At 64.7% G+C, this 26,782-nt stretch carries 28 protein-coding genes; 12 read left to right on the top strand and 16 right to left on the bottom strand.

Going from position 1 to position 26,782, the window contains the following annotated elements:
- Positions 1 to 20 precede the first annotated feature (20 nt).
- Entirely contained in the window at positions 21 to 1,940 is a 1,920-nt protein-coding gene (gene dnaK, locus G9Q80_RS16210; RefSeq protein ID WP_088714659.1) for a molecular chaperone DnaK, read from the bottom strand.
- A 224-nt stretch (positions 1,941 to 2,164) separates the two neighbouring features.
- Between dnaK and G9Q80_RS16205 the strand changes: the two genes are divergently transcribed.
- A complete protein-coding gene (locus G9Q80_RS16205; RefSeq protein ID WP_088714658.1) occupies positions 2,165 to 2,767 on the top strand; it encodes an alpha-ketoglutarate-dependent dioxygenase AlkB family protein in 603 nt (200 codons plus the stop codon).
- A 17-nt stretch (positions 2,768 to 2,784) separates the two neighbouring features.
- On the opposite strand, the gene G9Q80_RS16200 is transcribed toward G9Q80_RS16205, so the two are convergent.
- The 3 genes from G9Q80_RS16200 to G9Q80_RS16190 are packed head-to-tail and all read right to left on the bottom strand — an operon-like array spanning position 2,785 to position 4,877.
- The gene (locus tag G9Q80_RS16200; RefSeq protein ID WP_088714657.1) at positions 2,785 to 3,387 is read right to left on the bottom strand and encodes a peptide-binding protein; all 603 of its coding nucleotides are present in this window, start codon (positions 3,385 to 3,387) and stop codon (positions 2,785 to 2,787) included.
- 14 nt (positions 3,388 to 3,401) lie between these two features.
- On the bottom strand, positions 3,402 to 3,998 hold the full coding sequence (locus G9Q80_RS16195) for a COG3650 family protein (protein ID WP_043140491.1): 597 nt from the start codon (positions 3,996 to 3,998) through the stop codon (positions 3,402 to 3,404).
- A gap of 48 nt (positions 3,999 to 4,046) precedes the next feature.
- The gene (locus G9Q80_RS16190; RefSeq protein WP_069210602.1) at positions 4,047 to 4,877 is read right to left on the bottom strand and encodes an ABC transporter permease; all 831 of its coding nucleotides are present in this window, start codon (positions 4,875 to 4,877) and stop codon (positions 4,047 to 4,049) included.
- Positions 4,878 to 5,005: 128 nt separating this feature from the next.
- On the opposite strand from G9Q80_RS16190, the gene cysQ reads away from it, so the two are divergent.
- From cysQ to G9Q80_RS16150, 8 genes are all read left to right on the top strand, one after another.
- Complete coding sequence (gene cysQ, locus G9Q80_RS16185) at positions 5,006 to 5,803, top strand: 3'(2'),5'-bisphosphate nucleotidase CysQ (protein WP_088714656.1); 798 nt, start codon at positions 5,006 to 5,008, stop codon at positions 5,801 to 5,803.
- A gap of 6 nt (positions 5,804 to 5,809) precedes the next feature.
- Positions 5,810 to 7,033, top strand: a complete 1,224-nt coding sequence (locus tag G9Q80_RS16180; protein ID WP_088714655.1) for a glycosyltransferase family 2 protein — start codon at positions 5,810 to 5,812, stop codon at positions 7,031 to 7,033.
- A 139-nt stretch (positions 7,034 to 7,172) separates the two neighbouring features.
- On the top strand, positions 7,173 to 8,063 hold the full coding sequence (galU, locus tag G9Q80_RS16175; protein WP_043140486.1) for a UTP--glucose-1-phosphate uridylyltransferase GalU: 891 nt from the start codon (positions 7,173 to 7,175) through the stop codon (positions 8,061 to 8,063).
- A gap of 4 nt (positions 8,064 to 8,067) precedes the next feature.
- A complete protein-coding gene (gene galE / locus G9Q80_RS16170; RefSeq protein ID WP_069210524.1) occupies positions 8,068 to 9,051 on the top strand; it encodes a UDP-glucose 4-epimerase GalE in 984 nt (327 codons plus the stop codon).
- The gene (locus G9Q80_RS16165) at positions 9,032 to 10,216 is read left to right on the top strand and encodes a glycosyltransferase family 4 protein (protein ID WP_088714654.1); all 1,185 of its coding nucleotides are present in this window, start codon (positions 9,032 to 9,034) and stop codon (positions 10,214 to 10,216) included. The genes galE and G9Q80_RS16165 overlap by 20 nt, the downstream gene beginning before the upstream one ends.
- A gap of 75 nt (positions 10,217 to 10,291) precedes the next feature.
- Complete coding sequence (locus tag G9Q80_RS16160; protein WP_184757144.1) at positions 10,292 to 11,278, top strand: glycosyltransferase family 2 protein; 987 nt, start codon at positions 10,292 to 10,294, stop codon at positions 11,276 to 11,278.
- Positions 11,275 to 12,975 carry a DUF5927 domain-containing protein gene (locus G9Q80_RS16155; RefSeq protein WP_088714652.1) on the top strand — a complete coding sequence of 567 codons (1,701 nt, stop codon included), beginning with the start codon at positions 11,275 to 11,277 and terminating at the stop codon, positions 12,973 to 12,975. Before G9Q80_RS16160 ends, G9Q80_RS16155 begins: the two co-directional genes overlap by 4 nt.
- 6 nt (positions 12,976 to 12,981) lie before the next feature.
- Positions 12,982 to 14,409, top strand: coding sequence for a nodulation protein NodH (locus G9Q80_RS16150; RefSeq protein ID WP_088714651.1), 1,428 nt, complete (start codon positions 12,982 to 12,984; stop codon positions 14,407 to 14,409).
- A 74-nt stretch (positions 14,410 to 14,483) separates the two neighbouring features.
- On the opposite strand, the gene prfH is transcribed toward G9Q80_RS16150, so the two are convergent.
- From prfH to G9Q80_RS16110, 8 genes are all read right to left on the bottom strand, one after another.
- A complete protein-coding gene (gene prfH, locus G9Q80_RS16145; protein ID WP_088714650.1) occupies positions 14,484 to 15,092 on the bottom strand; it encodes a peptide chain release factor H in 609 nt (202 codons plus the stop codon).
- Positions 15,092 to 16,204 carry an RNA ligase RtcB family protein gene (locus tag G9Q80_RS16140; RefSeq protein WP_088714649.1) on the bottom strand — a complete coding sequence of 371 codons (1,113 nt, stop codon included), beginning with the start codon at positions 16,202 to 16,204 and terminating at the stop codon, positions 15,092 to 15,094. The genes prfH and G9Q80_RS16140 overlap by 1 nt, the downstream gene beginning before the upstream one ends.
- A 256-nt stretch (positions 16,205 to 16,460) precedes the next feature.
- Positions 16,461 to 16,925 (bottom strand): PTS sugar transporter subunit IIA, encoded by a 465-nt coding sequence (locus tag G9Q80_RS16135; RefSeq protein ID WP_043140466.1) that lies wholly within the window; start codon positions 16,923 to 16,925, stop codon positions 16,461 to 16,463.
- A 65-nt stretch (positions 16,926 to 16,990) separates the two neighbouring features.
- Positions 16,991 to 17,554 carry a ribosome hibernation-promoting factor, HPF/YfiA family gene (hpf, locus tag G9Q80_RS16130; RefSeq protein ID WP_043140463.1) on the bottom strand — a complete coding sequence of 188 codons (564 nt, stop codon included), beginning with the start codon at positions 17,552 to 17,554 and terminating at the stop codon, positions 16,991 to 16,993.
- Between the two features lie 274 nt (positions 17,555 to 17,828).
- On the bottom strand, positions 17,829 to 18,587 hold the full coding sequence (gene lptB, locus G9Q80_RS16125) for an LPS export ABC transporter ATP-binding protein (RefSeq protein ID WP_088714648.1): 759 nt from the start codon (positions 18,585 to 18,587) through the stop codon (positions 17,829 to 17,831).
- A gap of 1 nt (position 18,588) precedes the next feature.
- The gene (locus tag G9Q80_RS16120; RefSeq protein WP_074621950.1) at positions 18,589 to 19,086 is read right to left on the bottom strand and encodes an LptA/OstA family protein; all 498 of its coding nucleotides are present in this window, start codon (positions 19,084 to 19,086) and stop codon (positions 18,589 to 18,591) included.
- A complete protein-coding gene (locus G9Q80_RS16115) occupies positions 19,083 to 19,697 on the bottom strand; it encodes a hypothetical protein (protein WP_043140708.1) in 615 nt (204 codons plus the stop codon). The genes G9Q80_RS16120 and G9Q80_RS16115 overlap by 4 nt, the downstream gene beginning before the upstream one ends.
- A gap of 12 nt (positions 19,698 to 19,709) precedes the next feature.
- Positions 19,710 to 20,324 carry a ribonuclease D gene (locus G9Q80_RS16110; protein ID WP_088714647.1) on the bottom strand — a complete coding sequence of 205 codons (615 nt, stop codon included), beginning with the start codon at positions 20,322 to 20,324 and terminating at the stop codon, positions 19,710 to 19,712.
- A 937-nt stretch (positions 20,325 to 21,261) separates the two neighbouring features.
- Here G9Q80_RS16110 and G9Q80_RS16105 point away from each other — a divergent pair.
- A complete protein-coding gene (locus tag G9Q80_RS16105) occupies positions 21,262 to 21,951 on the top strand; it encodes a sugar transferase (RefSeq protein WP_232788174.1) in 690 nt (229 codons plus the stop codon).
- Positions 21,952 to 21,987: 36 nt separating this feature from the next.
- Here G9Q80_RS16105 and G9Q80_RS16100 read toward each other — a convergent pair whose 3' ends face one another.
- A complete protein-coding gene (locus G9Q80_RS16100) occupies positions 21,988 to 22,791 on the bottom strand; it encodes an HTD2 family dehydratase (RefSeq protein WP_088714645.1) in 804 nt (267 codons plus the stop codon).
- A 38-nt stretch (positions 22,792 to 22,829) separates the two neighbouring features.
- On the opposite strand from G9Q80_RS16100, the gene G9Q80_RS16095 reads away from it, so the two are divergent.
- Complete coding sequence (locus G9Q80_RS16095; RefSeq protein ID WP_088714644.1) at positions 22,830 to 23,228, top strand: VOC family protein; 399 nt, start codon at positions 22,830 to 22,832, stop codon at positions 23,226 to 23,228.
- 5 nt (positions 23,229 to 23,233) lie between these two features.
- Here the strand turns inward: G9Q80_RS16095 and G9Q80_RS16090 are convergent, their stop codons facing one another.
- From G9Q80_RS16090 to G9Q80_RS16080, 3 genes are all read right to left on the bottom strand, one after another.
- Positions 23,234 to 23,785, bottom strand: coding sequence for an NADPH-dependent FMN reductase (locus tag G9Q80_RS16090; protein WP_088672450.1), 552 nt, complete (start codon positions 23,783 to 23,785; stop codon positions 23,234 to 23,236).
- A gap of 115 nt (positions 23,786 to 23,900) precedes the next feature.
- Positions 23,901 to 24,560, bottom strand: coding sequence for a YiaD family glycine zipper/OmpA-like lipoprotein (locus tag G9Q80_RS16085; protein WP_043140442.1), 660 nt, complete (start codon positions 24,558 to 24,560; stop codon positions 23,901 to 23,903).
- 176 nt (positions 24,561 to 24,736) lie between these two features.
- The gene (locus tag G9Q80_RS16080; protein WP_043140441.1) at positions 24,737 to 25,579 is read right to left on the bottom strand and encodes a methylated-DNA--[protein]-cysteine S-methyltransferase; all 843 of its coding nucleotides are present in this window, start codon (positions 25,577 to 25,579) and stop codon (positions 24,737 to 24,739) included.
- A gap of 183 nt (positions 25,580 to 25,762) precedes the next feature.
- Between G9Q80_RS16080 and G9Q80_RS16075 the strand changes: the two genes are divergently transcribed.
- Entirely contained in the window at positions 25,763 to 26,683 is a 921-nt protein-coding gene (locus G9Q80_RS16075) for a Hint domain-containing protein (protein ID WP_157903803.1), read from the top strand.
- The last annotated feature ends 99 nt before the right edge of the window (positions 26,684 to 26,782 follow it).

Raw genomic sequence — 26,782 nt, 5'->3', positions numbered from 1 at the left:
TGGTTCCGAGGGCGCTGGCCTCAGGCCCGCTTGTTGTCGTCGAGATCCTCGAAGTCCGCGTCGACGATGTCGTCGTCGCCCGGACCCGCGGCGTCATCGGCGGCCTCGGGGGCATCGCCGCCCTCATCGGCCTGCGCCTTGTAGATCGCCTCGCCCAGCTTCATCGCGGCTTCGGTGACGTTCTGGATGCCGCCTTTCAGCTTGTCCGCGGTGACGTCGTCCTTTTCGAGATCGTCCTTGAGCGCGGCCACGGCCAGTTCGATCGCCTCGACGGTCGAGGGATCGACCTTGTCGCCATGCTCCTCGATCGACTTCTCGGTCGAATGGATGAGGCTTTCAGCCTGGTTGCGCGCCTCGACCAGTTCCTTGCGGGCCTTGTCGGCGTCGGCGTTCTCTTCCGCTTCCTTGACCATGCGCTCGATGTCGTCATCCGACAGACCGCCAGATGCCTGGATGGTGATCTTCTGCTCCTTGTTGGTGCCCTTGTCCTTGGCACCGACGGAGACGATGCCGTTGGCATCGATGTCGAAGGTCACCTCGATCTGCGGCATCCCACGCGGCGCCGGCGGGATTTCCTCGAGGTTGAACTGGCCCAGCATCTTGTTGTCCGCGGCCATTTCACGCTCCCCCTGGAAGACGCGGATCGTCACGGCCGACTGGTTGTCCTCGGCGGTGGAGAAGATCTGCGACTTCTTGGTCGGGATCGTGGTGTTGCGGTCGATCAGGCGGGTAAAGACACCGCCCAGCGTCTCGATGCCGAGCGACAGCGGGGTCACGTCCAGCAGCACGACGTCCTTGACGTCACCCTGCAGAACGCCGGCCTGGATGGCGGCGCCCATCGCGACGACCTCGTCCGGGTTCACGCCCTTGTGCGGCTCCTTGCCGAAGAACTTGGTCACTTCCTCGAACACCTTGGGCATCCGGGTCTGACCGCCGACCAGAACGACCTCGTCGATCTCGTCCTTGGAGATACCGGCATCCTTGAGCGCGGCCTGGCAAGGCTTGATCGAGTTCTTGATCAGGTCACCGACAAGGCTTTCCAGCTTGGCGCGGGTCAGCTTCATCACCATGTGCAACGGCTGACCGTTGGAACCCATCGAGATGAACGGCTGGTTGATCTCGGTCTGGGTGGCCGAGGACAGTTCGATCTTGGCCTTTTCCGCCGCCTCTTTCAGGCGCTGCAGGGCCATCTTGTCCTTGGTCAGGTCGACCTGGTGCTCTTTCTTGAACTCGTCCGCCAGGTAGTTGACGATCCGCATGTCGAAGTCTTCGCCACCCAGGAAGGTGTCACCGTTGGTCGACTTGACCTCGAACAGGCCGTCGTCGATTTCCAGGATGGTCACGTCGAAGGTACCGCCGCCAAGGTCGTAGACCGCGATGGTTTTCGAATCCTTCTTGTCGAGACCGTAGGCCAGTGCGGCGGCCGTCGGCTCGTTGATGATGCGCAGCACTTCGAGTCCGGCGATCTTGCCGGCGTCCTTGGTGGCCTGACGCTGGGCGTCGTTGAAGTAGGCCGGGACGGTGATGACCGCCTGGGTCACTTCCTCGCCCAGGTAGGACTCGGCGGTTTCCTTCATCTTCTGAAGGGTGAAGGCCGAGATCTGCGAGGGCGAGAACTTTTCGCCACGGATATCGACCCAAGCGTCGCCGTTGCCGCCGTCCACGATCTTGTACGGAACGATGTCCTTGTCTTTGGTCACTTCCGGATCCGTGACGCGGCGGCCGATCAGGCGCTTGACGGCGAAGACGGTGTTTTCCGGGTTGGTCACGGCTTGGCGCTTGGCGGCCTGACCAACAAGGCGTTCGTCGTCGGTGAAGGCGACGATGGAGGGGGTGGTGCGTGCACCTTCGGCGTTTTCGATCACGCGTGCCTGCGAACCATCCATGATGGCCACGCAGGAGTTGGTGGTGCCGAGGTCGATACCGATCACTTTACCCATGTTTCGATCCCTTTCATTCTCAAGGCGATGTCACGAGGCGACGGACCCGTTACGGCATCCAGCCCCGTATGGTGGTCGCTGGGCACGCTGTAAGGGGCGTGCCCGGCGTTCGGAGGACATATAAGGAGGGGTATGAGGGCCTGCAAGCATCCTGATGACAGCATTTCACGGCTTTCTCGCTAACATCGGTTGGCATCTAGCCTGCATTCCTTGACAACCCCCTTATGACTGACGCGATCACGCAAAAAGGCTTTGTCATCCATCCCGGCTTTCTCGACCGCCCGGCGCAGGAGGCCCTGGTGGCCCGGCTGCGCGAGGTTTTGGCGGTGGCGCCACTCTTCACGCCGCGCACGCGCCGCGGGCCGATGTCGGTGCGGATGAGCGCGGCGGGCGCATTTGGCTGGTACAGCGACAGCAGGGGTTATCGCTATGAACGGCGCCACCCGGACGGCATCGACTGGCCGCCGATCCCCGAAGAGGTGCTTGCGATCTGGCGCGGCGTCTCGGGCTGTGCGCGATTGCCAGAATGCTGCCTGATCAACTGGTACGGCGAAGGCGCGCGCATGGGCCTGCACCGGGACGAGGACGAGGCGGATTTCTCCTGCCCGGTGGTTTCCGTCTCATTGGGGGACGACGGGCTGTTCCGCATGGGCAACGTGGACCGCGGTGGCAAGACCTCGTCGATCTGGCTGAAATCCGGGGACGTGGTGGTGATGGGCGGCGACGCGCGGCTGGCTTTCCACGGGGTCGACCGGATCCGCTTTGGTTCATCCACACTGTTGCCGAAGGGCGGGCGGATCAACCTGACCCTGCGGGTGGTGACCTGAGCCTATGCGGCGCGGCCCTAGTCCGACAGTTCGCAACAGCCGGAATAGACGTAGCCATCGGGCCCGGTGACGATCAGCGTCGCGTCCAGCCCGAATTCATTGTCGGACATGCCGTTGTCGCAATAGGCCCCGGCCACGACAAGCGCCAGATCGCGGCTGCCGTCCGTCCCTTGCAGGACGTATTTTTCCAGCGGGTTGTAAGCCCTCTGGAACAGCCCGACGGAAAACCTGTCGCCGGTCTCGTAGGTCATTGGTGTCCGGATCGTGGCGTCCTGCCCGGCAAAGACCTCGACATCCCAGAAGGGTTCCGTGCCGCCGCAGGTCACGCGGCGGACATTGGGCAGATCGCCGTCGGCACGCGGGGACAGATACCGCAGAGAGGCCCATCCGGGCCTTTCTCCGGCATTCACGAGGCCCCAGTTGCCCTCGGCCCGGACCACCTCGATGCCCCGGGCGTCGAAGGCCAGTTCGCCGACCTTGTCGTGCCCGGCCCCCGGCCCGGCACGCAGGTTCAGCACATCATCCGGGGCCACGCCCACGACGTCATGCAGGCGCGGATAGGTGTCCTGGGCCGCGGCGGCGCCACCGAGGACCAGCAGTGCAAGCAGAATCCTCAGCATCGCCGCCCCCTGCCTCAGTTCATGTCCAGCGAACAGCAGCCGGTGTAGACCTGCGTTTCATAGCCGCCGATCACCACCGCACCGGAATAGCCGAACTTGTAGTCGGACATGCCGTCGGTGCAGATCTCATGGGTCATGACCAGGGTCACATGTTCGCCCATCTTGGCGCCCAGCAGGGCAAAGGGATGGTCGCGGCTGGCGGCGGTCGTCAGGCCCGAAGCGCTGAACACCTTGTCGTCGTCGTCGGGGCGGGTGAAGGTCAGCTTGTCGTCCTGCACCACGGTCGCGCTCCAGAACGGTTCGGTGCCGAAACACTTGAACTGGTAGCCGGCGGGCAGCTCGGTGCCCTCGAGACGCTCCATCGATTCCAGCGGAACCCAGCCGGACAGTCCCTCGACGTTGACGCGGCCCCAACCATCGTCTTCCTCGATCACCTCGACCAGCCGCGCGTCATGATCCAGCGCGCCGATCACGGTGCCGTTCTCCGTCGGGCGGGTGCGCATGTTCAGCACGTCGCCGTCATCCAGCCCGGTGACGTTGTAAAGCGCGGGGAAATCCTGCGCCGAAGCTGCCCCTGCGAGGCAGATGAAAATGGCTGCAAATCTATTCATTACTCTCTCGTCCTTATGTCCGCGCCCAGGCCCGGAAGAGCGAGACCGTCAGCGGCGCGCGCTCCACGAGGCCGAGGCGTGTTTGCGGGTGTAGAACTCACCCATGAGACCAATCATTACGAGGATGATACTCAGGTACAAAGCATATTCCCAGTCGGAATTCCGGGGGTTGTAATCCACGAAAGCGTATCCACGCGACTGGTCGATGGTGTGAAACAGGGGATTCCAGTCGAACATCACCAACATGTAGCTGGGCAGCGTATTGGCCACGAACATCTTGCCGCTCGCGATCATGTTGGCTCGCTGGTACACGGTCGAGATGATGCTGACCGGGGTCGGGAACCAGGGTTTCGCCGCCAGGAAGACCAGCCCGATCGCCCCGCCCGAGAACCAGGACAGCAGGATCATCGCCAGGCAACCGATCGGATCGTGGATCTCCTGCATGACCTCGGGGTTGAAGGCCACGTCGTAGACGAAGAGAATCACCATCAGCGACAGGATCTGGATGTAGAGCGTCGAGATCATCGCCGAAACGATGGCGATGGCCGTGTTCATCGGCGCGTGCTGCATCATCGGGCTGGCCGGCCCTTCGGACCCGGCGACGGCACCCAGCGTCTTGGTATGCGTCATGAAGAGAAAGACACCGGTCATGATGTAGACAAGGAAATCGCCGCGCAGCGCCGCGCTGCGCATCCCGAGGATCTGGAACATGAAATAGAACGCCAGGACGAAGATGATCGTCTGCAGCATGTTCATGAAGATCGCGATGAAGGCATTGCCATGCGTCTTGCGCACCGCGCGCACGGAATTGTGGTAGATCAATTCAAGGATGTAGATGATGGAACCCAGCCGGGAGCGGGGTCTTGAAGCCTGAAACATCTTGCCTGCTCCGGGTGCGCCCTTGCCATCGACCGCACACTTGCCGTTTTTGATTGCGGGCAGCATAAGGCCCGCGAGCTTTCAAATCAATAAATCCGCGTGGGTCCCGCGCGGTCTGGAGCCTTGTCATGAACTATTCAGAACTGACCACCGTGATGCGCCGACTGGCCCTGCAGGCAGGCGAAAAGATCATGGAGATCTACAACTCCGACGATTTCGAGGTCATGGTGAAGTCCGACAACAGCCCCGTCACTGTCGCGGACGAAGCCGCCGACGCGTTGATCTCCGAGGGCCTGCGCGCGGCCTTCCCGAACGTGGCGCTGGTGACCGAGGAACAGGCCGACAGCCACGACATTTCGGCCATGACCTTCCTGATCGTCGATCCGCTGGACGGCACCAAGGAATTCATCAAGAGGCGCGGCGATTTCACCGTGAACATTGCGCTGGTCGAGGATGGCGTGCCGACGCGCGGCGTCGTCTATGCCCCCGCCAAGGGCCGCATGTTCTTCACCGACAGCGTCGGCAAATCGGTCGAGGAGACAGGCCCCTTCGACCTGGACACCACCGGGGAAACAACGCCGATCAGCGTCACCGACCCCGACAATTCCAAGCTGATGGTGGTGGCGTCGAAATCGCACCGCGACCAGGCCACCGACGACTACATCGCCAAGTATGACGTCAAGGACATGACCAGCGCAGGCTCCTCGCTGAAATTCTGCCTTGTCGCCACCGGCGAGGCCGATCTCTACCCGCGCCTGGGCCGCACGATGGAATGGGACACTGCCGCCGGTCATGCCGTCCTGCACGGCGCGGGCGGCCGCGTGGTGCGGTTCGACGATCACACTCCGCTGGCCTATGGCAAGGAAGGTTTCGCCAACCCCTTCTTCATCGCCTACGCTCCGGGGGTGGATCTGAAAGAGGCCTGAGCCAAGGTGACCCCGCCGGTCAGCATCGTCATCGTCAGCCGGGACCGCCCGGCGGCCTTGGCGCGCTGCCTGACCGGCGTGGCGCAACTGGACTACGCCCCGTTTGAGGTGATCGTGGTCACCTGCCCTGCCGGGGCAAAAGTGGTGACCAGCCGCCCCGATGCACCTCAGATCAAACTGATCTCCTACGACGCGGCGAATATTTCCGCTGCCCGGAATCTGGGCATCGGCGCCGCGAGCGGTGAAATTGTCGCCTTTGTCGATGATGACGCAGTGCCCGAACCGCTCTGGCTGCGGCACCTGGTGGCGCCCTTTTCGGACCCCCGCGTGGCCTGCGCCGGCGGCTATGTGATCGGGCGCAACGGCATCTCGTTCCAGTGGCAGGCCCGCACGGTCGATGTGACCGGCACCGCCCATGACCTGGATCTGCCCGGCGACGCCCCCGTGGTCCCTACCCCACCCGAAGGCCAGGTCATCAAGACCGAGGGCACCAACATGGCGGTGCGCCGGTCGGTGCTGGCCGAGATGGGCGGCTTTGACCCCACCTTTCGGTTCTACCTGGACGAAACCGACCTGAACCTGCGCCTTGCCGCCCTGGGGCATCTGACCGCGCTGGTGCCACTGGCGCAGGTGCATCACGGCTTTGCGGAAAGCAGCCGCCGCGCCCGCGACCGCAGCCCGCGAGACCTGAGCCAGATCGGCGCCTCGCAGATGGTCTTTCTGCGCAAGCACTGCCCGCAAAAGGCACGCATACCGGCCTGGAGAGCCTTTGTTCGCGCCCAGCGCCAGCGGCTTTTGCGTTTCATGCAGCGCGGGCCGCTGGACCCGGCAGACGTGATGCGGCTGATGCGGGGGCTGCGCAACGGCGGCAAGGCGGGTGAGACCCGCGGCTTTGGCGACACCCCGCCGCTGCCCCCGGCGGATCAGCCCTTCCTGCCCTTTCCCGGCCGCCCGGACGCGCCACGCATCCACCTGTCCGGTCGTCCCTGGCAGGCCAGCCGCCTGCGCTCCGAGGCGGCGAAAGCGGTGGAAAGCGGCGCCATCGTCAGCCTGTTTCTCTTTTCTCCGACAGCCCGGCGCCACCGCGTCCGCTTTGCCCCCGACGGCGTCTGGCTGCAGTCCGGCGGCCTATTCGGGCAAAGCCTGAGAGAGGGGCGCGCGATCCGTCCGTGGCTCTTTTCTTCTCGCCTCTCGTCCGAGATTGTGCGAGTGCAGAAACTGCGAGGTTAATACGCCATCGTGGGTCCGAACGGCCCTTCATGACATATTGGGAACACAACTTTACCAAGGTTTTTGCCCTGCCTTAGGATATTCAGGCCGCAAGGCCAGGCCCCTACCGGCCCGAAGGCAAGGACATATGGAGACTGTAATGAACACGAAAGTCACCAAGGCGATCTTTCCCGTGGCAGGGCTTGGCACCCGTTTCCTCCCGGCCACCAAATCCGTTCCGAAGGAAATCATGACACTGGTGGACCGGCCCCTGGTCCAATACGCCATCGACGAGGCGCGCGCCGCCGGGATCGAGGAATTCATTTTTGTCACCTCGCGCGGCAAAGGCGCGCTCGAGGATTATTTCGACGTCGCCCCGCAGCTGGAAGAAGAGCTGCGTCGCAAGGGCAAGGACGCGCTGCTGGACATACTGCTGTCGACCAACATGGACTCGGGCGAGATCGCCTATATCCGCCAGCACAAGGCGCTTGGCCTGGGCCATGCCATCTGGTGCGCCCGCCGGCTGGTCGGGAACGAGCCCTTTGCCGTCATGCTGCCCGACGACGTGATCGCCGCCGACAAGCCCTGCCTGCAGCAGATGGTCGAGGCCTACCAGGACACCGGCGGCTGCATGGTCGCCGCGATGGAAGTGCCGCGCGACAAGGTCAGCGCCTACGGCGTGCTCGACTGTTCCGAGGATATGGGCCACATGGTCAAGGTGCGGGGCATGGTCGAGAAACCCAAGGCCGAAGACGCGCCGTCGAACCTGGCTGTGATCGGGCGCTACATCCTGTCCCCCGACGTGTTCAAGCACCTGGAAAACCCGGAAACCGGCGCCGGCGGAGAGATCCAGCTGACCGATGCCATCGCCAAGGAAATCGACGCCAGCGGCGTCTACGGTTACCGCTTCAACGGTCAACGCTTCGACTGCGGCTCGAAGGCCGGCTTCCTGCAGGCGACCGTGGCCTTTGGCCTGGCGCGCGACGATCTCAAGGATGACCTGGGCGCCTATCTCGACGAACTGGCGGTGACCCGCAAGGCAGCGGAATAACCCCGTGACGCAGGTACTGGTGACAGGCGGGGCGGGCTATATCGGCAGCCACGCCTGCAAGGCATTGAGAGCGGCGGGTTACACGCCCGTCACCTACGACAACCTCGTGACCGGCTGGAAGGATGCGGTGAAATTCGGCCCCTTCGAAAAGGGCAGCCTGTCCGACCGCGCCCGCCTGGACGAGGTTTTCGCCAAGTGGCAGCCCATCGCCGTCATGCATTTCGCCGCCCTGAGCCAGGTCGGCGAAGCGATGGCCAAGCCCGGCCTTTACTGGCGCAACAACGTCGAAGGCTCGCTGACCCTGATCGAGGCCGCCTGCGCCGCGGGCTGCCTGGATTTCGTCTTTTCCTCGACCTGCGCCACCTACGGCGAGCATGACAATGTCGTTCTGGACGAAAACACCCCGCAAGAGCCGCTGAACGCCTATGGCGCGTCGAAACGCGCGGTGGAAAACATCCTGCGGGATTTCGAGGCGTCGCACGGGCTGAAATCTGTGATCTTCCGCTATTTCAACGTGGCCGGCGCCGACCCCGAAGGCGAGGTGGGCGAGCATCACCGCCCAGAGACACACCTGATCCCGGTCATGCTGGAGGCGGTGGACGGCAAGCGCCCCGGCCTGACCGTGCATGGCACGGACTACGACACGCCGGACGGCACTTGCATCCGCGACTACGTCCACGTCATGGACCTGGTCGAGGCGCATGTGCTGGGCCTGCGCTGGCTGCGCGACGGCAAAGGCAGCCGCATCTTCAACCTTGGCACTGGGCGCGGCTTTTCCGTGCGCGAGGTGATCGAGGCGGCGGGTCAGGTGACGAACCTGCCCGTGCCCTGCACCGACGGCCCACGCCGCGCGGGCGATGCCACAAAACTGGTCTCGGGCTCGACCCGCGCCAGCGAGGACCTGGGATGGGAGCCGTACCGTTCGACCATGCCGCAGATGATCGCCGACGCCTGGCGCTGGCACAAAGATGGCCATTACTCCGCGTGACCGCCTGCTGGACCTGACCCGGCTGGTCAGCCGGGCAGGCCGCCCCATGACCGGCGTAGACCGAGTCGAATTCGCCTATCTCACTCACCTGTTGCAGCATGGCCGCCTCTGGGGTCTGGTGCGCTCATCGCTGGGCTATGTTCTGCTGGATGCCACAGGCTGTGCCGCCCTGCGCGACCGGATCGCGGCGGGCAACTGGGGCGAGGCCGACCGCCTGTCACGGATCAAGCGCGGGCTGGCCCCGATGCGCGCGCGGGCGGAATCGGACCTGCGCCGGATCTGCGTGGCACGCTGCCTGCCCTTGCGCCTGTCCGCCATGCTGCGCCGCCACCTGCCGCGCGGCCTCACCTATGTGAACACCGGCCACACCAACCTGACGGATCGCGTCCTGTCGGCGCTACGGGGCGTCGACGCCCGGGTGACCGTGTTCATCCATGACACCATCCCGCTGGACGTGCCGCAGTACCAGCGCCCCGGCACGGTCGGCCGCTTTCGCCATTTCCTGAACCGCGCCGCGCGGGCCGATCTGCTGGTCTGCAACTCGCGCCAGACAGAGCGTGACTTGGCCCGGCACCTCGCCGCGCAACGCCTGCCGCAGACGGTCTCGGCCCCGCTGGGGCTGGATCTGACGGAGCCGGCGCAGGCACCTGATGGTCCCTGGACCGCGCCCTATTTCGTCACCCTCGGCACCATCGAGCCGCGCAAGAACCACGCCCTGCTGCTGGACCTCTGGGACGACATCCCCGACGCCCACCTGCTGATCTGCGGCAGCCGGGGTTGGGAAAACCACGAGGTTTTTGAACGCCTCGACGCACATCCGCCCCTTGTGCACGAACTACCCGGGCTGGATGACGGGCAGGTGGCCGCGCTGCTGGCAGGCAGCGCCGGGATGCTCTTTCCCAGCTTTGCCGAAGGCTATGGTCTGCCCCCGGTCGAGGCGGCGGCGCTAGGCGTACCGTTGCTGCTGAACAACCTCCCGATCTACAGGGAGGTTCTGGGCGACATTCCCGTTTACGCAGATGTTGCGGACACGTATCTTTGGCGCAAAGAGATAAGCCGGATGGCAGCGGATCATCGGGCAGGACGGACCCGCGCGGAACAGGCACCGCGCTTTGCGCCCCCGACCTGGGAGGCGCATTTCAAAACGGTCTTAACCCTGACCTGATAGCAGCCCAAGACAGGGCGCCTGTCCGGCGCGGTTGAAGAGGCACGCATTTTGAGCGCATTGCAGGCATACCGGCTGAGGCTACAGCGGAAACGCTGGCGTATCCGCGCCTTCCGCAAGCGCCGTGAACTGCGCCCAGTTTCCAATCGTACCGACCAGATCCGGCCCTCGGACATCCTGCTGTTCTCGACCCAGCGGAACGAGGGTATCCGCCTGCCCTATTTCCTGCGCTACTACCGCGAAATGGGGGTGGGTCATTTCTTTTTCGTCGACAACGACTCGACCGATGGATCGGCGGATTACCTTGCCGAACAGCCCGATGTCTCTGTCTGGACCACGCGGGCCAGCTACAAGCGCGCCCGTTTCGGCATGGACTGGCTCAACTGGCTTCTGCTCAAACACGCGCACGGACACTGGGCGCTGACTGTCGACCCGGATGAGTTCTTTCTCTACCCGTTCTGCGACACGCGCCCCTTACGCGCGCTGACCGACTGGCTGGATGCCTCTTCGATCAAGTCGTTCTCGGCCATGTTGCTGGACATGTACCCCAAGGGGCGCATCGACCTGCAGCCCTACCAGTCCGGGCAGGACCCGATGGAAATCGCCAACTGGTTCGATGCCGGCAACTACGCGATCAGCAAGAACCCGAAATTCGGCAATCTCTGGATCCAGGGTGGGCCCCGGGCGCGGATGTTCTTTGCCGACAAACCCGCGCTGGCGCCCGCGCTGAACAAGATCCCGCTGGTGAAATGGGACCGGCGCTATGCCTATGTCTCATCCACCCACAACCTGTTGCCGCGCGGGTTGAACCAGGTCTACGACGAATGGGGCGGGGAAAAGGCCAGTGGCATCCTGCTGCACACCAAATTCCTGTCCACCTTCGGCGCCAAGGCCGAAGAGGAGCTGACACGCGGCCAGCATTACGGCGCCAGCCGCGAGTACATCGCCTATGCCGAAGGGGTGCGGGACAATCCGGACCTCTGGTGCAAGTGGTCGGAACGCTACATCAACTGGCGCCAGCTTGAGATCCTCGGCCTCATGTCCAAGGGCAACTGGGCATGAGCGTCGGTGTCGCCATGCTGGTCCACACCGCCTTTGACCGGGCCGAGCAGGTGGCGCGGCACTGGGCGGCGGGCGGCTGCCCGGTGGTGATCCACGTCGATGCCAAGGTCGACAAACAGGTGTTCGAGGCATTCCGCAAGGCGCTGGCCGATCGGCCCGACGTGCGGTTCTGCAAACGCCACCGCTGTGAATGGGGCACCTGGGGCCTTGTCGCCGCCAGCCAGGACGCCGCCCAGCTGATGCTGGACAGCTTTCCCGAGGTCCGGCACGTCTACCTCTCGTCCGGGTCCTGCCTGCCGCTGCGTCCGGTGGCGGAATTGCAGGCCTACCTGGCCGACCGCCCGCGCACCGATTTCATCGAGAGCGCCACAACCGCGGATGTGCCCTGGACGGTCGGCGGGTTGGACCAAGAGCGTTTTACCCTGCAATTCCCGTTTTCCTGGCGCAACAACCGCTATCTCTTTGACAAGTTCGTCGATCTGCAGCGGGCCACGGGCTATGCCCGCCGCATCCCAGAGGGGCTGGTGCCGCATATGGGCAGCCAGTGGTGGTGCCTGACCCGCCAGACCCTGACCGCCATCCTGCAGGACCCGCAGCGCCCCCGTCATGACCGCTATTTCCGCCGCGTCTGGATTCCGGACGAAAGCTATTTCCAGACGCTGGCACGGCTCTATTCCACCCAGATCGAAAGCCGCTCGCTGACCCTGTCCAAGTTCGATTTCCAGGGCAAGCCGCACATCTTCTACGACGACCACCTGCAGCTATTGCGGCGGTCGGACTGTTTCGTCGCGCGCAAGATCTGGCCCCACGCGGACCGCCTGTACCAAGCGTTCCTGACCCACCCGAACAGCGACCAGCAGCGGCAGGAACCGAACCCGGGCAAAATCGACCGCATCTTTGCCAAGGCGGTCGATCGGCGGACCCGGGGCCGCCCCGGGCTCTACATGCAAAGCCGGTTCCCGAACCGGGGCTGGGAGAACGGCGTGACTGCCGGGAAATACTCGGTCTTCCAGGGATTTTCGGACCTGTTCCAAGGGTTCGAGACCTGGTTGACCAAGGCCACCGGCGCGCAGGTGCACGGCCATCTTTTCGCGCCGGAACGGGCGGAATTCGCCGGCGGGGAAACCGTCATCGCCGGGGCCCTGTCGGACAATGCGAAACTGCGGGATGCCAACCCCAAGGCCTTTCTAACCAACCTGCTGTGGAACACGCGCGGCGAACGCCAGTGTTTTCAGTACGGGCCGCGCGACACCTCCAAGGTCCTCTGGCACATGGCGCGTGACCCTAATGCCCAGATCAGCGTCATCTCGGGCGCCTGGGCGGTGCCGCTGTTCCAGTCCGGCGGCGATTTCGCCGAAATCCGGGCCGAGGCCGCGCGCCTGCAAAGGATCGAGGCAAAGATGCTGGACCAGTTGCGCCAGCCGGACGTCAAGGCCCGCATCCGCACATGGACGATGGCCGATTTCATCGAGGCCCCGATGGAGCCGCTGCAGACGCTGATCGACGAGATCGGGCAAAAGAACAACCGCCGCCTGGCCGAGGCCCCCCGCCTGGTCGAACTCAATGGCTTTGGCCAGTTCCTGCAAGACCTCAAGAACCAGGGGATGCACCCCTATCTCATGGGCGATTTTCCGGTTGATCCGCTGCCCCGCGCGCATCCCGGCAAGGCCCGCAAACCCTATCTCGTCCGGAAATAGTGCCCAATGTCCCAGCGTTTCGACTGTTTCGTGATCTTCGCCGAGATGCGGACAGGGTCGAATTTCCTAGAGGCGAACCTGAATGCCTTTGACGAGCTGACTTGCCACGGAGAGGCCTTCAACCCGCATTTCATCGGCTATCCGAATGCGCAGGACATCCTGGACATCACGCAAGAGGACCGCGACCGCGATCCCCTTGGCCTGGTCGACCGTATCCGCACCGGCAGCGACGGACTGGGCGGCTTTCGCTATTTCCACGATCACGACCCCCGCGTGCTGGAGCCGCTGCTGACCGATCCGCGCGTGGCCAAGATCGTGCTGACGCGCAACCCCGCCGACAGCTACATCTCCAAGAAGATCGCCCAGGCCACCGGCCAATGGAAACTGACCAACGTCAAGAAACGCAAGGATGCCCTGGCGCATTTCGACGCCGAGGAGTTCGAGGCCCACCTGGCCGAGTTGCAGGATTTCCAGGTCAAGCTGCTGAATGTTCTGCAGACCACCGGGCAGACGGCCTTCTATGTCGCCTACGAGGATCTGCAGGACGTCGCCGTCATGAACGGGCTGGCGCAATGGCTGGGGGTGGCGGCGCGACTGGACAGCCTCAACACCGCGCTGAAACGGCAGAACCCGCAACCCACCGCCGAGAAGGTCCAGAACTACGAGGAGATGGCCGACAGCCTGGCCCGGCTCGACCGTTTCAACCTGGCCCGGACCCCCAATTTCGAACCACGGCGCGGGCCGGTCGTCCCCAGCTATGTCGCCGCCGCCGAGACGCCGCTGCTGTACATGCCGATCCGCTCCGGTCCGGAACGCGCGGTCAAGGACTGGCTGGCGACGCTGGACGGTGTCGGCACGGGCAAACTGGTGGAAAAATTCAACCAGGGCTCCTTGCGGGCCTGGAAACGAGACCGCCCGGGCCACCGCAGCTTTACAGTGATCCGGCATCCGCTGGCACGCGCGCATGACGCCTTTTGCTCCAGGATCCTGACCACGGAAAAAGGCGGCTTTCAGGGCATCCGCAAGGTGCTGCGCCGGGCGCATAACTTTCCCATCCCCGAGGGGGAGCCGGGGCTGGACTATGACGTGGACGCCCACCGCGAGGCCTTCACCGCCTGGCTGGCCTGGGTCAAGGCCAACCTCAACGGCCAGACGGCAGTGCGGGTGGACGGCCATTGGGCCACGCAGGCGCAATGCCTGCAGGGCATGGCCGAGTTCACCCTGCCCGACATGATCGTGCGCGAGGACGAGATGCAGGCCTACCTGCCCGCGCTTGCCCTGCAGGTGGGCCACGACAACCCGCCCGACCCGCAGCAATTACCCAACCGCGCGCCCTTTTCCCTGGCCCAGATCTACGATGATCAGATCGAGGCACTGGGCCGCGAGGCTTACCAGCGCGACTATACCATGTTCGGCTTCGACGACTGGGCGTGAAGGGGGCGCTGCCCCCTCGGCCTTCGGCCTCACCCTCGAGGTATTTGGAAAACCAAAGAAGGGGGGGCCTTGCGTCACCGTTCGCGGAACTGCGGCCCTTCGAACGTGCGGGCGGGATCGCCGCGCTGCAACTGATGGTGCAGCCAATGCGCCTGCCCCTCCCGCGCCGCCCGTGCCTCGGCGGCATCCGCATCGGCCAGCGCCTGCAGTCGCTCCAGCGCCAACCGCCGGTTTTGATGCTGCGAGCGTTGATCACGCACTACGACCGCATATGCGCCCCAGCGCGCGCGGATCGCGCTGGAGGTCTTGTTCTGGTGCTGGCCACCGGGACCACCGGCACGGATCGCGGTCATCTCCACCTCGCGCGGGTCGATATGCGCCCCGCGCGCCGTTCTGGGCAGACGAAAGACCTGCACGAACCAGTTCTTGCGCTTGTGACGCGGGCGCAGGGTGCTGGGACAGCGCCAGAGCAATACACCCTCCCAGCGCGCCGCCAGCGCCTGGGCCCCCGGCCCGCTGAGCACGGCAATGGCCGAAACCGGGCCAGTGCGCCCCGCACGTTCGGCCAGGTCCAGCGTGACGCCCTGCGCCTCGGCCTCTTCCGCCAGGCGGGTCAGCACATGACCCACCGCCTGCTGACATTCGCATGGCCCGTTGCCGCTGGAAATTAAGAGGGTCACCATCAGCGGCCTCCCTTGCTGGTCTTGAAGGTGATGAGCGGGGCCAGCGACGCCGCCTCCCGCGCCAGTCCGAAACCTTCGAGATCACGCAGAACCGCGCCCGCGTCCTTGTAGGCGCTGCCCGCCTCCTCGATCAGCAGGTCACGGTCGGCACAGATAACGCGCCCGCCGAACCGGGTCTGGCGCATCGCCTCCAGTTCCGATTTCACCCGGCGGATACGCCCGTGCATGGCGGCACGGTCATAGCGCCGCCCCGCCCCGTGCGAGACAGACCCCAGCGCCTCTGCCGGCCCCTCGGGCACCGCCATGAGGTAACTCAGGCTCTCGCGCGACCCGGCCAGGGGCGCCAACCCGCGATCCGGGGCGGCGGCGCCCTTGCGATGCAGCCAACCGTCGGGTCGCGCCTCGAGGTGGTTGTGCGGCGCATCGCAGATCAGCTCTGCTGAACAGCGCAGGGCCTCTGAGGCCGCCTGCGCCAGCAGCGCGCGGTTGATCCGCGCCCAGGCCTGCGCGGCGCCATGCAGGGAGACATAGCTGTCCGCCGCCTCGCTGCCGGGCAGGAAGCCGGCCTTCCAGCTGTCCTCGATCCCGGTGAAAACCCCGGCACCATGCCCGCGAGAGCCGGTGTGCACCAGCAGGCACAGATCACCTGGCGCAAGGCCCGGCACCGTATCGGCCACCTCCTGGACCACCTGAAGCTCGCAGAAATGGTTGCCGCCGCCGAGGGTGCCCAGCCCCTGGGGCCCCAGCACTTCGGCCTCGGTGCCCGCCAGCGCCGCGCGCGCCTCCTCGGCCGCCATCCCGTCCTCCAGCACCTCCAGCCGCCGCGCGGCCTTGTCCAGCTTCAGCTTGCGGCGCGGCAGGTCGAGCCGGTACAGCGCCATGCCACAGCCGATGTCCGGACCGATCAGTTGCGGATAGATGCGGTCGGCCAGGAAGGCGCCCCCGACCGGGCCATGAAGGCCCGGGTGCAGGTCGGGAAACCCGGCAACGGCGCCCATGCCGGGCCAGCCGGCAACCTCGTTCAGTTGATCGACGGCGCGTCCTTCGATCCAGGCGCCGTCAGAGTAGAATTCGCAGACACGCACAAGTGCCGCGATGGGGGAATTGCCCATAGGTCCGTCTTTCTCAAATCATGAGAGGCGGCCCGGAAAAGGCCGCAAAGGCGGATCGTCCAGGGGGGGATGGGGCGCGCCCGCAGGCGCGGAAAATCAGCGGCCCGAACGATCCAGGGAGGAAGCGGTGACGATAGATCCGGTCATGTGCGGCCCTCCTCTGTTGTCGGGGTGATGAATGCAACTGAGATACCCCGCCGGCGCATCAACGCCAACGGGGGAATTCCTGACCTCGCACCTTTGTCGCGCAAATGCCTCAGGCGGCCTTGGAGGCCTCGGTCTCTGTCAGGATGGTGTAAAGCGTGGTCGGCACCGGGTTGGCGCGCAGCTTGGCGCAAAGCCCCTGGTCCCGCAGGCTGCGCGAAACCAGCGCCAGCGCCTTGAGATGTTCGACCCCGGCCTCTTCGGGGGCGAAGATCGCAAAGACGATGTCCACGGGCTGGCGGTCGACCGCGTCGAAGTCGACGGGTTTTTCCAGCAGGATAAAGGCGCCCGCCACCTCGTCGATGCCGGGAATCCGCGCATGGGGCAGCGCGACCCCGTGGCCGACACCCGTCGGCCCCAGGGCTTCGCGTTCCATCAGCGCCTCGAGGATGCGAGGCGCGTTGACGCCATAAGCGCCCTCCGCGAGGTCCGAGATGTCATGCATCAGTCGCTTTTTGCTGGAGGTCGAGGAAACGACTTTGACAGCAGTCGGCGAGATGAGATCGACAAACTTCATGAGCCCTGCCTGTAACTAGGGTGCGAACACTGCACGGGTCCGGTCTGGTGGCGGGGGACGGACCCTTACGGATCGATCCAGCCGATGTTGCCATCATCCCGGCGATACACGACGTTCACGCCATCCTTCTTTTCGTTGCGAAACACCAGAACAGGCGCTCCGGCCAGTTCCATCTGCATCACGGCCTCCCCAACCGACAGAGACGGGATCTTGGTTTGCATCTCCGCCACGATGATCGGCTGCAGCGTTTCGGGTTCTTCCTCCCCCGAATCCGCTTCGGTGGCGAGGATATACGAGGCTGCCCCGAAATGTTCAACAGGTTCGGACCGGTCCTTGTGATGGTCTTTCAACCGGCGCTTGTAGCGACGGAGCTGTTTGTCCATTTTTTCCGCGCAGGCCTCGAAGGCTGCATAGATTTCCGTCGCATGTCCCTTGGCGGCAGCGTTCAGCCCGCTCGACAGATGAACGATCGCTTCGCAGACATATTCATGGGCCGCCTTTGAGAAAACCACGGTCGCGTCGGTCGGACGCTGGCCGTACTTGTCCAGCACACCGCCCAGCTCGTTCGTGACATGAACCTGGAGCGCATCGCCGATATCGATGTGTTTTCCCGTGATCTGATAGCGCATGATTTGTCCTTTTCTTATGCACCCGTACGCCACACGGAGGACAAGCCCCCGTCGCGGCGTCACAAGGTTCAGGGAAGGTAGTACCGGATCGCGGAATGCACGCGGACAACCTCGGAACCGAGGAGCCCGCCAACACGCAATGCCGTGATCGATAGCACCATACTCATATTTGATGAGGAAACCGGCAGGTCTGTCAATGGAAACCGAATGCGGATCACGCGCGATCCAGCGACAATGTGTCCCCGGAGAGTGTCAAGGGCGCAGGGCCCGATTTTCAACCAAAGCGAAAGTTCTCGCCCAGGTAGACACGCCTGACATTTTCGTTCTGCACCACTTCCTGCGGCGTTCCCGACATCAGGACCTTGCCGTCATGCAGGATATAGGCACGGTCCACGATCTCTAGGGTCTCGCGCACGTTGTGGTCGGTGATCAGCACGCCGATGCCCCGGGTCTTGAGATCCGCGACAAGGTGGCGGATGTCGCCGACGCTGATCGGGTCAACCCCGGCAAAGGGTTCGTCCAGCAGCAGGTACTTGGGATTCGCCGCGAGGCAGCGCGCGATTTCCACCCGCCGCCGTTCACCACCCGACAGGGCCAGAGCGGGGGCGCGGCGCAGGTGTTCGATCGAAAACTCGCCCAGCAGTTCCTCCAGCCGCTCGCGGCGGCGGTGGGCGTTGCGTTCGGCGATGTCCAGCACCGCGCCGATGTTGTCCTCGACGCTCATGCCGCGAAAGATCGACATTTCCTGCGGCAGATAGCCGATGCCCAGCCGCGCGCGGCGGTACATCGGCAGAAAGGTCGCGTCATACCCGTCGATCAGAACCTGCCCGCCCTCGGGATTCACCAGCCCGGCGATGGCATAGAACGACGTCGTCTTGCCCGACCCGTTCGGCCCCAGCAGCGCCGCAACCTCTCCCCGGTCCACCCGCAGGCTGACGTCGCGGATGACGACGCGTTTGCGATAGCTCTTGCGCAGGTGTTCGACGCGAAGACCACTGTCGCCTTCGGTCACGCTCAGGTCCGGGCGGGCCATCTCAGGGCTGCCCCTCGCCGTCGGGGGCCTGCTGCAACACGGTGCGCACCCGGCCCGACAGCTGCGCGGTGCCGTCGCTGAGGTTGACGACCATGCGTTCGGCGGTCAGCGCACTTGGGCCCTGGGTCAGCAGGACGTTGCCGGTCATGACGACCTGCCCGGCCTCGATGTCGTAATCCGCGCGCTGCGCCTCTGCCGCCTCGGAGCCGCTGACCAGGGTCACGCCGCGCGTGGCCTCCATCCGCCGGATCCGCCCGGCCTCGTTCGAGTAGACGACCAGCACCCGAGGTGCCGCAAGCCGCATCTGCCCCTGCGCGATCACCACGTTGCCGGTATAAAGGGCGGTTCCGTCGGCCTGGTTCACCTGCAGCGTGTCGGCCGTCACCTCGACCGGGGCGCGGGTGTCCTGCTGCATTCCGCCAAAGGCCACCTGGGCCCCTTGCGCAGCCGCGCCCAGAGGCGCGAGGAAAAGCATGACGGCAAGCAGGTGACGGATCATTCGGCAGCACTTTCTTCTTTCGGCGGTTGATATACCAGTTTCACGCCGCCGGAAAACACCATTTGCACCGCCCCCTCTTCTCCGCTGGGCGCGATCTTGAGATGGCCGGCCTCGAAACGGCCCACCGGACCCTCGCCGCTGACCGGACCGATGCTTTCTGCCGCGATCTCGTCCAGCCGTGACATCAGCCCCTCTGTGCGCAGAACATAGCCCTGCGAGCTTTCGATGCGCACGCCGCCCTGCAGGTGCGCCAACTGGTTCCTGTCGCGCAGCGTCGCCTCGACGGCGTCCAGCCGCAGTTCGCTGCCGTCGGTCAGGCGCATCCGTGCCTCCAGCTCATCGGCGATGATCTGGCCGTCCCCCTCGGGCCGCACGCTGCGCGCGGTCATGGTCAACACGTCGCCCTTGGTGGTGGTTCCCGCATAGTACGGCGCGCTCACCTGCTCGCGCGCGACATTCCTTTGCAAAGCCTCGACAAAGGGCACGTCCTGCAACGGCTCGGTCGAGCGCGACAGGAAGAACAACGTCGACAGCATGGCCAGTGCCACCAGGGGAAGAAGGATCTTCAGCCAGGCGATCACCCGCGAGTAAAGCCCGTCTCCCCGGCGCATGTTCATCCCCTCTTACGCATGGGCAAAGATATCGGTGTCCGGCCAGCCTTCCAGGTCAAGGATCGCCCGGGTCGGCAGGAAATCGAAACAGGACTGGGCAATCTCCGTGCGCCCTTCGCGGTCCAGCATCTCGTTCAGCGCGTCGCGCAGCCGGTGCAGGTGCAGCACGTCCGATGCGGCATAGTCCTTTTGTGCCTCGGTCAGCTCCGCGGCGCCCCAGTCACTGGATTGCTGCTGCTTCGAGATGTCGACGGACAGCAGTTCCTGGGTCAGGGCCTTGAGGCCGTGGCGGTCAGTATAGGTGCGCACAAGCCGGCTGGCGATCTTGGTGCAATAGACGGGCGCTGCCAGCGCGCCAAAGGCATTGTACATCGCTGCGATGTCGAACCGACCATAGTGAAACAGCTTCAGAACCTGCGGAGCGGTCAGCAGGCGCGCAAGGTTGGGCGCCTCTGTCTGCCCCTTGGCGATCTGAACGAGGTGGGCATTCCCGTCGCCGCCCGACAACTGCACGACACACAACCGGTCGCGGTGCGGGTTCAGTCCCATCGTCTCGCAGTCGATGGCCACGACCGGGCCAAGGTCCAGATCATCCGGCAGATCGCCCTTGTAGAGATGGTTGGTCACAGTGCGCCCTTTCGTCCCGATCCGCTTGCCGGCTCGACATATCCGCGCCCATGCGGGCTTTCAACACTGGCCTCCCTGCCGCGGCTCTCGCCAAATGTGTTGTCGCGCCAAATTTCTCCCGCAAGAGGCGAAAATCCGGCAAGTTTGTGGCAGATCCGGGCGAATCAATGGCGGCGCCAAGGTGTGATTCGGGCAGGATCAAGGCCGAGCCCTCTCGATTTTCTTATATTTGTAACAATCCGTGAGCTTGGCAACTCCCCCTATAATTGTCGAATATATCCGTCGCTCCTAAAGCCGCATCAGAATCCACCGAGCGACGCATTCCGTTACGGCACGTCGCCGCCATTGTTTCCGCCGGGATGAATTTACAGGCACCCGCAAGATTTCCAAGAGACCATTGCCTCAGCGCCCCAGCCCTGTTTCCCTTATTTCCAGAGACTGTTCCCGATCTGGAAACATCTGCCCGCCAAAATCCTCGAAATTGTTTCAAAGCCCTCGATTAACCAACGGGAAACAAAGCTGCCTGGGGACGCTGAAAACACCCCCAAATTTCGCGTCATTATTGAGCGTTCAACCGAAATTTCCCCCGTATTTCAATCGCCTCCACAAGCGCACTTTTCACCTTTTGGTTGCGCCCTCCGGTGCAGATTGACGGAACGGCGGCGTGAAGCCATAAGAAATCTGTCGAACGATTGGGACAAACTTTCGTCGCAATTTAAATAAACTGCACTTGGGGGTTGGTGCTTCCACAATGGGAGTATCTCGGTAGGTCTGCTGCGCCTTTCGCGCATCGCCATTCGAAGACATGGCCAGGGCAATTTGTCCTGACGTCCGGGGGGACACGCATTTGCGTGTCATGGCGGAGCTATGCCTGAAACAGCGATAAACTCGGATCAATTTCCCGTGCTCTCGTCAACGCATGACTCAGGAGGTCATCTTGACACTACAACTGCGCCAGCCGCTGCCAACGGCCAGAATTGAGAAGCTGATCGACGAGGCGCTGCGCGCCGAAACCGGTCCCGCCCTTTACCGCGACGTCTTTAAACGGGGGCTCGACGTGACGCTCGTCCTGCTCGGTGCCCTTCCGATCCTGATGATCGTCGGCATCTTTGCGCTGCTCGTCGCACGCGACGGTCACTCGCCCTTCTACTCGCAGAAACGGATCGGCCGGAATGGACGGATATTCAATATCTGGAAGCTGCGCAGCATGGTGCCCGATGCCGACGCCCGGCTGAGCGACTATCTCGATCAGAACCCCGCCGCGCGCGCGGAATGGGACCGCACGCAGAAACTGCGCCACGATCCGCGCGTCACGACCATCGGGTCGCTGATCCGCAAGACCTCGATCGACGAACTGCCGCAGCTGTTCAACGTGCTGCGCGGGGACATGTCGCTGGTCGGTCCGCGCCCGATGATGCCCTGCCAGCAGGAGATCTATCCCGGCGCCGCCTATTACGCGCTGCGCCCGGGGATCACCGGTTACTGGCAGGTCTCGGTGCGCAACGAAAGCTCCTTTGCCCAGCGCGCCGGTTTCGACACCGCCTACCTGGCGCAATTGTCGCTGGCCAATGACCTGCGGGTGCTGGTCAAGACGGTGCGCGTGGTCGTGCACGGCACCGGCTGCTGAGCACATTCGGCCGGGGCGACGCCCCGGCGCCACACATCAGTATTCCACCGTCGCCTGCATGCACTGGCGCCCGTCCGGGCCGCGCACCCAGAGGTCGTTGCCGTTTCGGCACAGGGTGGCGCGCTCGTCATGCATCAGGGGCGCCGTCGCCCGAAAACTGAAACCGCGCACCGGCGCCTTGTCCTGCGCGAACAGCAAAAGCCCCTGCGCCAGCAGTGGGCCGTGCACCACCAGCCCGCCATAGCCCTCGACCGCCCGCGCGTATTCCACGTCATAGTGGATGCGGTGGCCGTTGAAGGTCAGCGCAGAGTAGCGGAACAGCAGCGTCTCGGAAAAACCCATCTCGCGGCTGGCCTCTTCGCCTGTCGGGGCCTCTGGCGGCACCGGGCGCGGCGCGGACGGGTCCGGGTCTTGGCGATAGACGAGGTCCTGCCGCTCTGTCACGCACAGCTGGCCGCCCTGCCAGATCTCATGCGCCAGCGTGACGAAACCCAGTGGTCCGCTGCGCCCCTCCTTGCGGGTCACGTCCACCACCCGAGAGACCTTTTCCGCCATCTGCCCCGCTCGCAGTGCCGCGTGGAACTGCAACGCGCCGCCCGCCCACATCCGGCGCGGCAGCCCCAGGTCGGGGATCAGGCCGGTGCCGACGCGCGGATGCCCGTCGCGCCCCAGCACGCCGGGCGGCTGCGCGTCCCAGAAATAGATCTGGTGAAAGAAGACCGGCAGGGGCGTGCCCGCGTCGATGGTCACGGGCAGGTCCAGCGCCGCCTGCAGGGCGCGGGCGCGGTCCGGATCCATCACGTCGGTTTGACGGCGCTCGGCGGCTGGGCCAGTCTGCATGGGTCACGCTCCTTGATTTTTGCCGGGTTATTCCAGCCATGCCACCTGCCGTCCAGTCGCTCGATCACCTGGTGCTGACCGTCACCGATCCCGCCGCCACGCGGCAATTCTACGAAACCGTCCTGGGGATGCAGGCAGAGCGGTTCACCCCCGCCGATGGCAGCACCCGATGGGCGCTGAAATTCGGGCGGCAAAAGATCAACCTGCACACCGCCGGGCAGGAGTTCGACCCCAAGGCACGCAGGCCCGGCCCCGGAACGGCAGACCTGTGCTTTCTCAGCGAAACGCCCCTGGCGGAGTGGCAGGCGCATATGGCCGCCCAAGGCGTGACGATCGAGGAGGGACCGCTGCCGCGCACCGGCGCAACCGGCCCGATCCGGTCGATCTATATCCGCGATCCGGACGGCAACCTGATCGAGATTTCCAACCCGGCCTGAGGGCTTCAGCCGCGCATCCGTTCCACCTCGCGGCGCAGTTCCTGCATCTGGTCGCCCAGCAGCTTCAGCGCGCGTTCGTCGGTCAGGCGCCCGTCCTCGTCGAACTGCTTGCGGCTTTGTGCCAGCATGACTTCCGGACCGGTCAGCAGGCGTGGACGAAAAGGGTTGAGGCAAAGCCGCGCCATGTTCTGCGCCCGCTCGCCCCCGGCGCGGCCCGCCGCCGCCGACATCAGCGCCACAGGCTTGTCCCGCCAGGGCGCACCCTCGGTCCGGCTGATCCAGTCCAGCGCGTTCTTGAGCACCCCGGAAAGGCCCTTGTTGTATTCCGGCGTCACCACCAGAACCGCATCCGCACCCGCGATGGCATCTGCGGCGGCCTGCACGGCGGCGGGAATGCCGTCGCCGTTCTGGATGTCCTCGTCGAACAGCGGGAAACGCAGGTCGAGTTCGCTGAACCTGTCGGGGGCAAAGAGACGGGCGGCCTCGAACATCAGTTTGCGGTTACTGCTGTCGGCGCGCAGGGCGCCGCAAAGGCCGACGAGGGTGGGGTCCGGCATTGTGATCTCCTGTCTGTTTCGTCCTGACCTACATGGAAAAAGCGCCGCGGCAAGGCGCGGCGCTTTGATCTGTCGGATAAACCGGGGCACAGCCCCCTGTCAGGATCGCCCGGCCTTAGCCGTTGGGCAGGATCACGATCTCGACCCGGCGGTTCTGGGCCTTGCCCTCGGGCGTCAGGTTCGACGCCACCGGCTGATCCTCACCCCGGCCGATGACCGAGATCCGCGACGAGGGCACACCCTCGGAGATCAGCACATTGGCGACCGAGCGCGCGCGGCGCTGGGACAGGTCCAGGTTATAGGCGGCGTCGCCGTCGCTGTCGGTGTGGCCAATCACCTGGGCGGTGGTGTTCGGGTAGGCCAGCAGCGACTGGCCCACGTCGCGCAGGTCCGACACCAGGGTCGGGCGCAGGTTGGCGCTGTCGGTCGGGAACAGGATGTCCTGCGGCATGGTCACGATCAGCCGGTCGCCGGTGTTGCGGATGGTGACGTTGTCGCCCATCTGCTGACGCAGTTCTGCTTCCTGCTTGTCCAGCTGGTTGCCGATGGCGGCCCCCGCAGCGGCCCCCACCAGGGCGCCCGCGACGGTCGCCCGGTTACGCTCGCCCCTGTCGCCGCCGCCCAGAAGGCGGCCTGCAACCGCACCCACGCCGGCGCCCACGAGGGCACCCTGCTTGGTCTGGCGGTTGGGATCGTTCGGGTTGCCCGTGGTACAGGCCGACAGGCCGATGACAGCCACGGCGGAGATGAGAATCGCGGATTTCGCCCGGATCATGTGTAGCCTCTTTTCAGGTTTGCCCCGCTGGAATGGGGTCTTTCACTGCCGATATGCAATAACATCCGGCAAAACCCCAGCCCTGTCACCGGGAAAATCGGCAAGGCTCCGCGCATGATCCAGAGGCACGCGTGTTTCGCGCGCGAAACATCTTTTCTTTACAGGTCGTTAAGACCTCAAGCCTCCAATCTTGCCGCCTCCCAGGCAAGGATGGCCCGCTTGACCGGCAGCCCCCAATGATAACCGCCCAGACCCCCAGATTTGCGCAGGGCGCGGTGGCAGGGGATCAGGTAGCTGATCGGGTTGCGCCCCACCGCCGTGCCGACCGCGCGCACCGCTTTCGGATGCTCGATGGCCTCGGCGATTTCGGAATAGGTCGTGACATGACCCGAGGGGATCTGCAGCAGCGCCTCCCAGACCTTGATCTGGAACGGCGCGCCGATCAGGTACAAGGGCACCGGCCCGTCCGCCTTGACGCCGAAAGCCGCCAGCGCCCAGGGGCGCAGGCGCATCGGGTCCTCGACGAAGTCTGCCCGCGGCCAGCGCGCCAGCATGTCCTCCATCGCCTCGGCCTCTGTCGTCTCGGCGGAAAAGGCGATACCGCAGATGCCCTTGTCGGTGCCCATGACCAGTGCCGGGCCAAAGGGGCTTTCGAACCAGCCCCAGTAGATTGTCAGCCCCGCGCCCGCGCGCGCGAAATCGCCCGGGCTCATCGCCTCCCACCGCAGGAACAGATCGTGCAGGCGCCCGCCCCCCGACAGCCCGGTGGCATGGGCCGTCTCCAGCGTGGTAAAGCGATCCGCCAGCAGTGCCTTGGCATGGCCCAGCGTCAGGTATTGCTGGTAGCGCTTTGGCGAGACACCGGCCCATTGGCTGAACAACCGCTGGAAATGCGCCGGGCTCATGCCGACCTCGCGCGCGATCTGGTCCAGCGTGGCCTGCGGGCCCAGCCGGTCGACCGCCTCGATGGCGCGTCGCATGACGTTGTAGTGATAGCTCTGGTCGTCGTCCTTGGGCATCGGCTGTCTCCTTGGCCCCGGTTTTACCGCGCCCGCGCAAAACGCACGATCCGAATATTGCGCAAAGGCAATCCGGCAACACCTTGGGCAGCGGCGGCAGCGGCGCGGCCCGAAAAAATTGACTGCGGGGCGGAATTCCTTACTCCGATAGTGATTGACAAAACAATGACGGGGGCGAGGCTCATGCCTTTCAGCATCACCAAAGGTATCGAGTATGACGTTTTTGACGGTGGCCCGGGCAACTTCAACTTTCAGCCCAGCCCCGGGACGGCGACCGATCTTGGCGCCCTGGGGCCGTTCGGCGGCGAAGGCGTCGACGATAGCCAGTTCACGGTCGGCGAGGACATCTCGGGTTCCGGGACCATCTACATCGGCGACATCGAGATCGAGGGCAACCTGTACCCGGTGATGACAGCCGCGGGGGATTACCCCATCGCGGACGGCAGCAACGTGTTCATCCTGGTGCCGGACTACCTGCCGGAACCCTCCGCCTTTCCGGCCTCTTTCGATTTCAACCCGGACGTGGTCGAGGAAACCTACTCCTACTGTTTCGCAGCAGGCACCCGCATCGCCACCGAAGCGGGCGAGACCGAGGTGCAGGACCTGGCCCCCGGTGACCTGGTGCGCACTGCCGACGGACGGCTGGAGCCGGTCCGCTGGGTCGGTCGTCAGACCATCGACCGTCATTTCAACGCCGGTTTCGCGCTGGTCCGGATCAACGCCGGCGCCCTGGGCGATGGCCTGCCGAAACGTGACCTGGTGCTGACCGGCGATCACGCGATGGTGCTGGACGGCAGCCTGGTGAACGCCAGCGCCCTGGTCAACGGTGAGACGATCACCTTTGTTCCCGTTGCCCAGATGGCGGCCCGGACCACCGTCTACCACGTCGAAACCGCCCGCCACGAGGTGCTGCTGGCCGAAGGCGCGGGGTCGGAAAGCTTTTGCGACTATGCCGGGCGCCACAAGCTGGACAACCACGCCGAGTACCTGGCCGCCTGCGGCGCCGAGCACATCATTCCCGAGATGGACATGCCGCGCATTTCCTCGGCCCGGATGTTGCCCGCCGCCCTGCGCACACGCCTGGGCCTGCGCGACGCGGCCTGAGGCGCCACGGCGGACGCCGGACAGATGACAAGCATCCTGAACGGCCCGGAGTTCTGCAAGAATTCCGGGCCGTTTTCCGTGAAAGGCGGCAGGCGCCCG

Origin of the sequence: Mameliella sp. LZ-28, from assembly GCF_012274245.1 — a bacterium.
GTDB lineage: Bacteria > Pseudomonadota > Alphaproteobacteria > Rhodobacterales > Rhodobacteraceae > Antarctobacter > Antarctobacter albus.
Note: the sequence above shows the minus strand (reverse complement) of the source record. Positions and strands in the feature narration are given on the sequence as shown.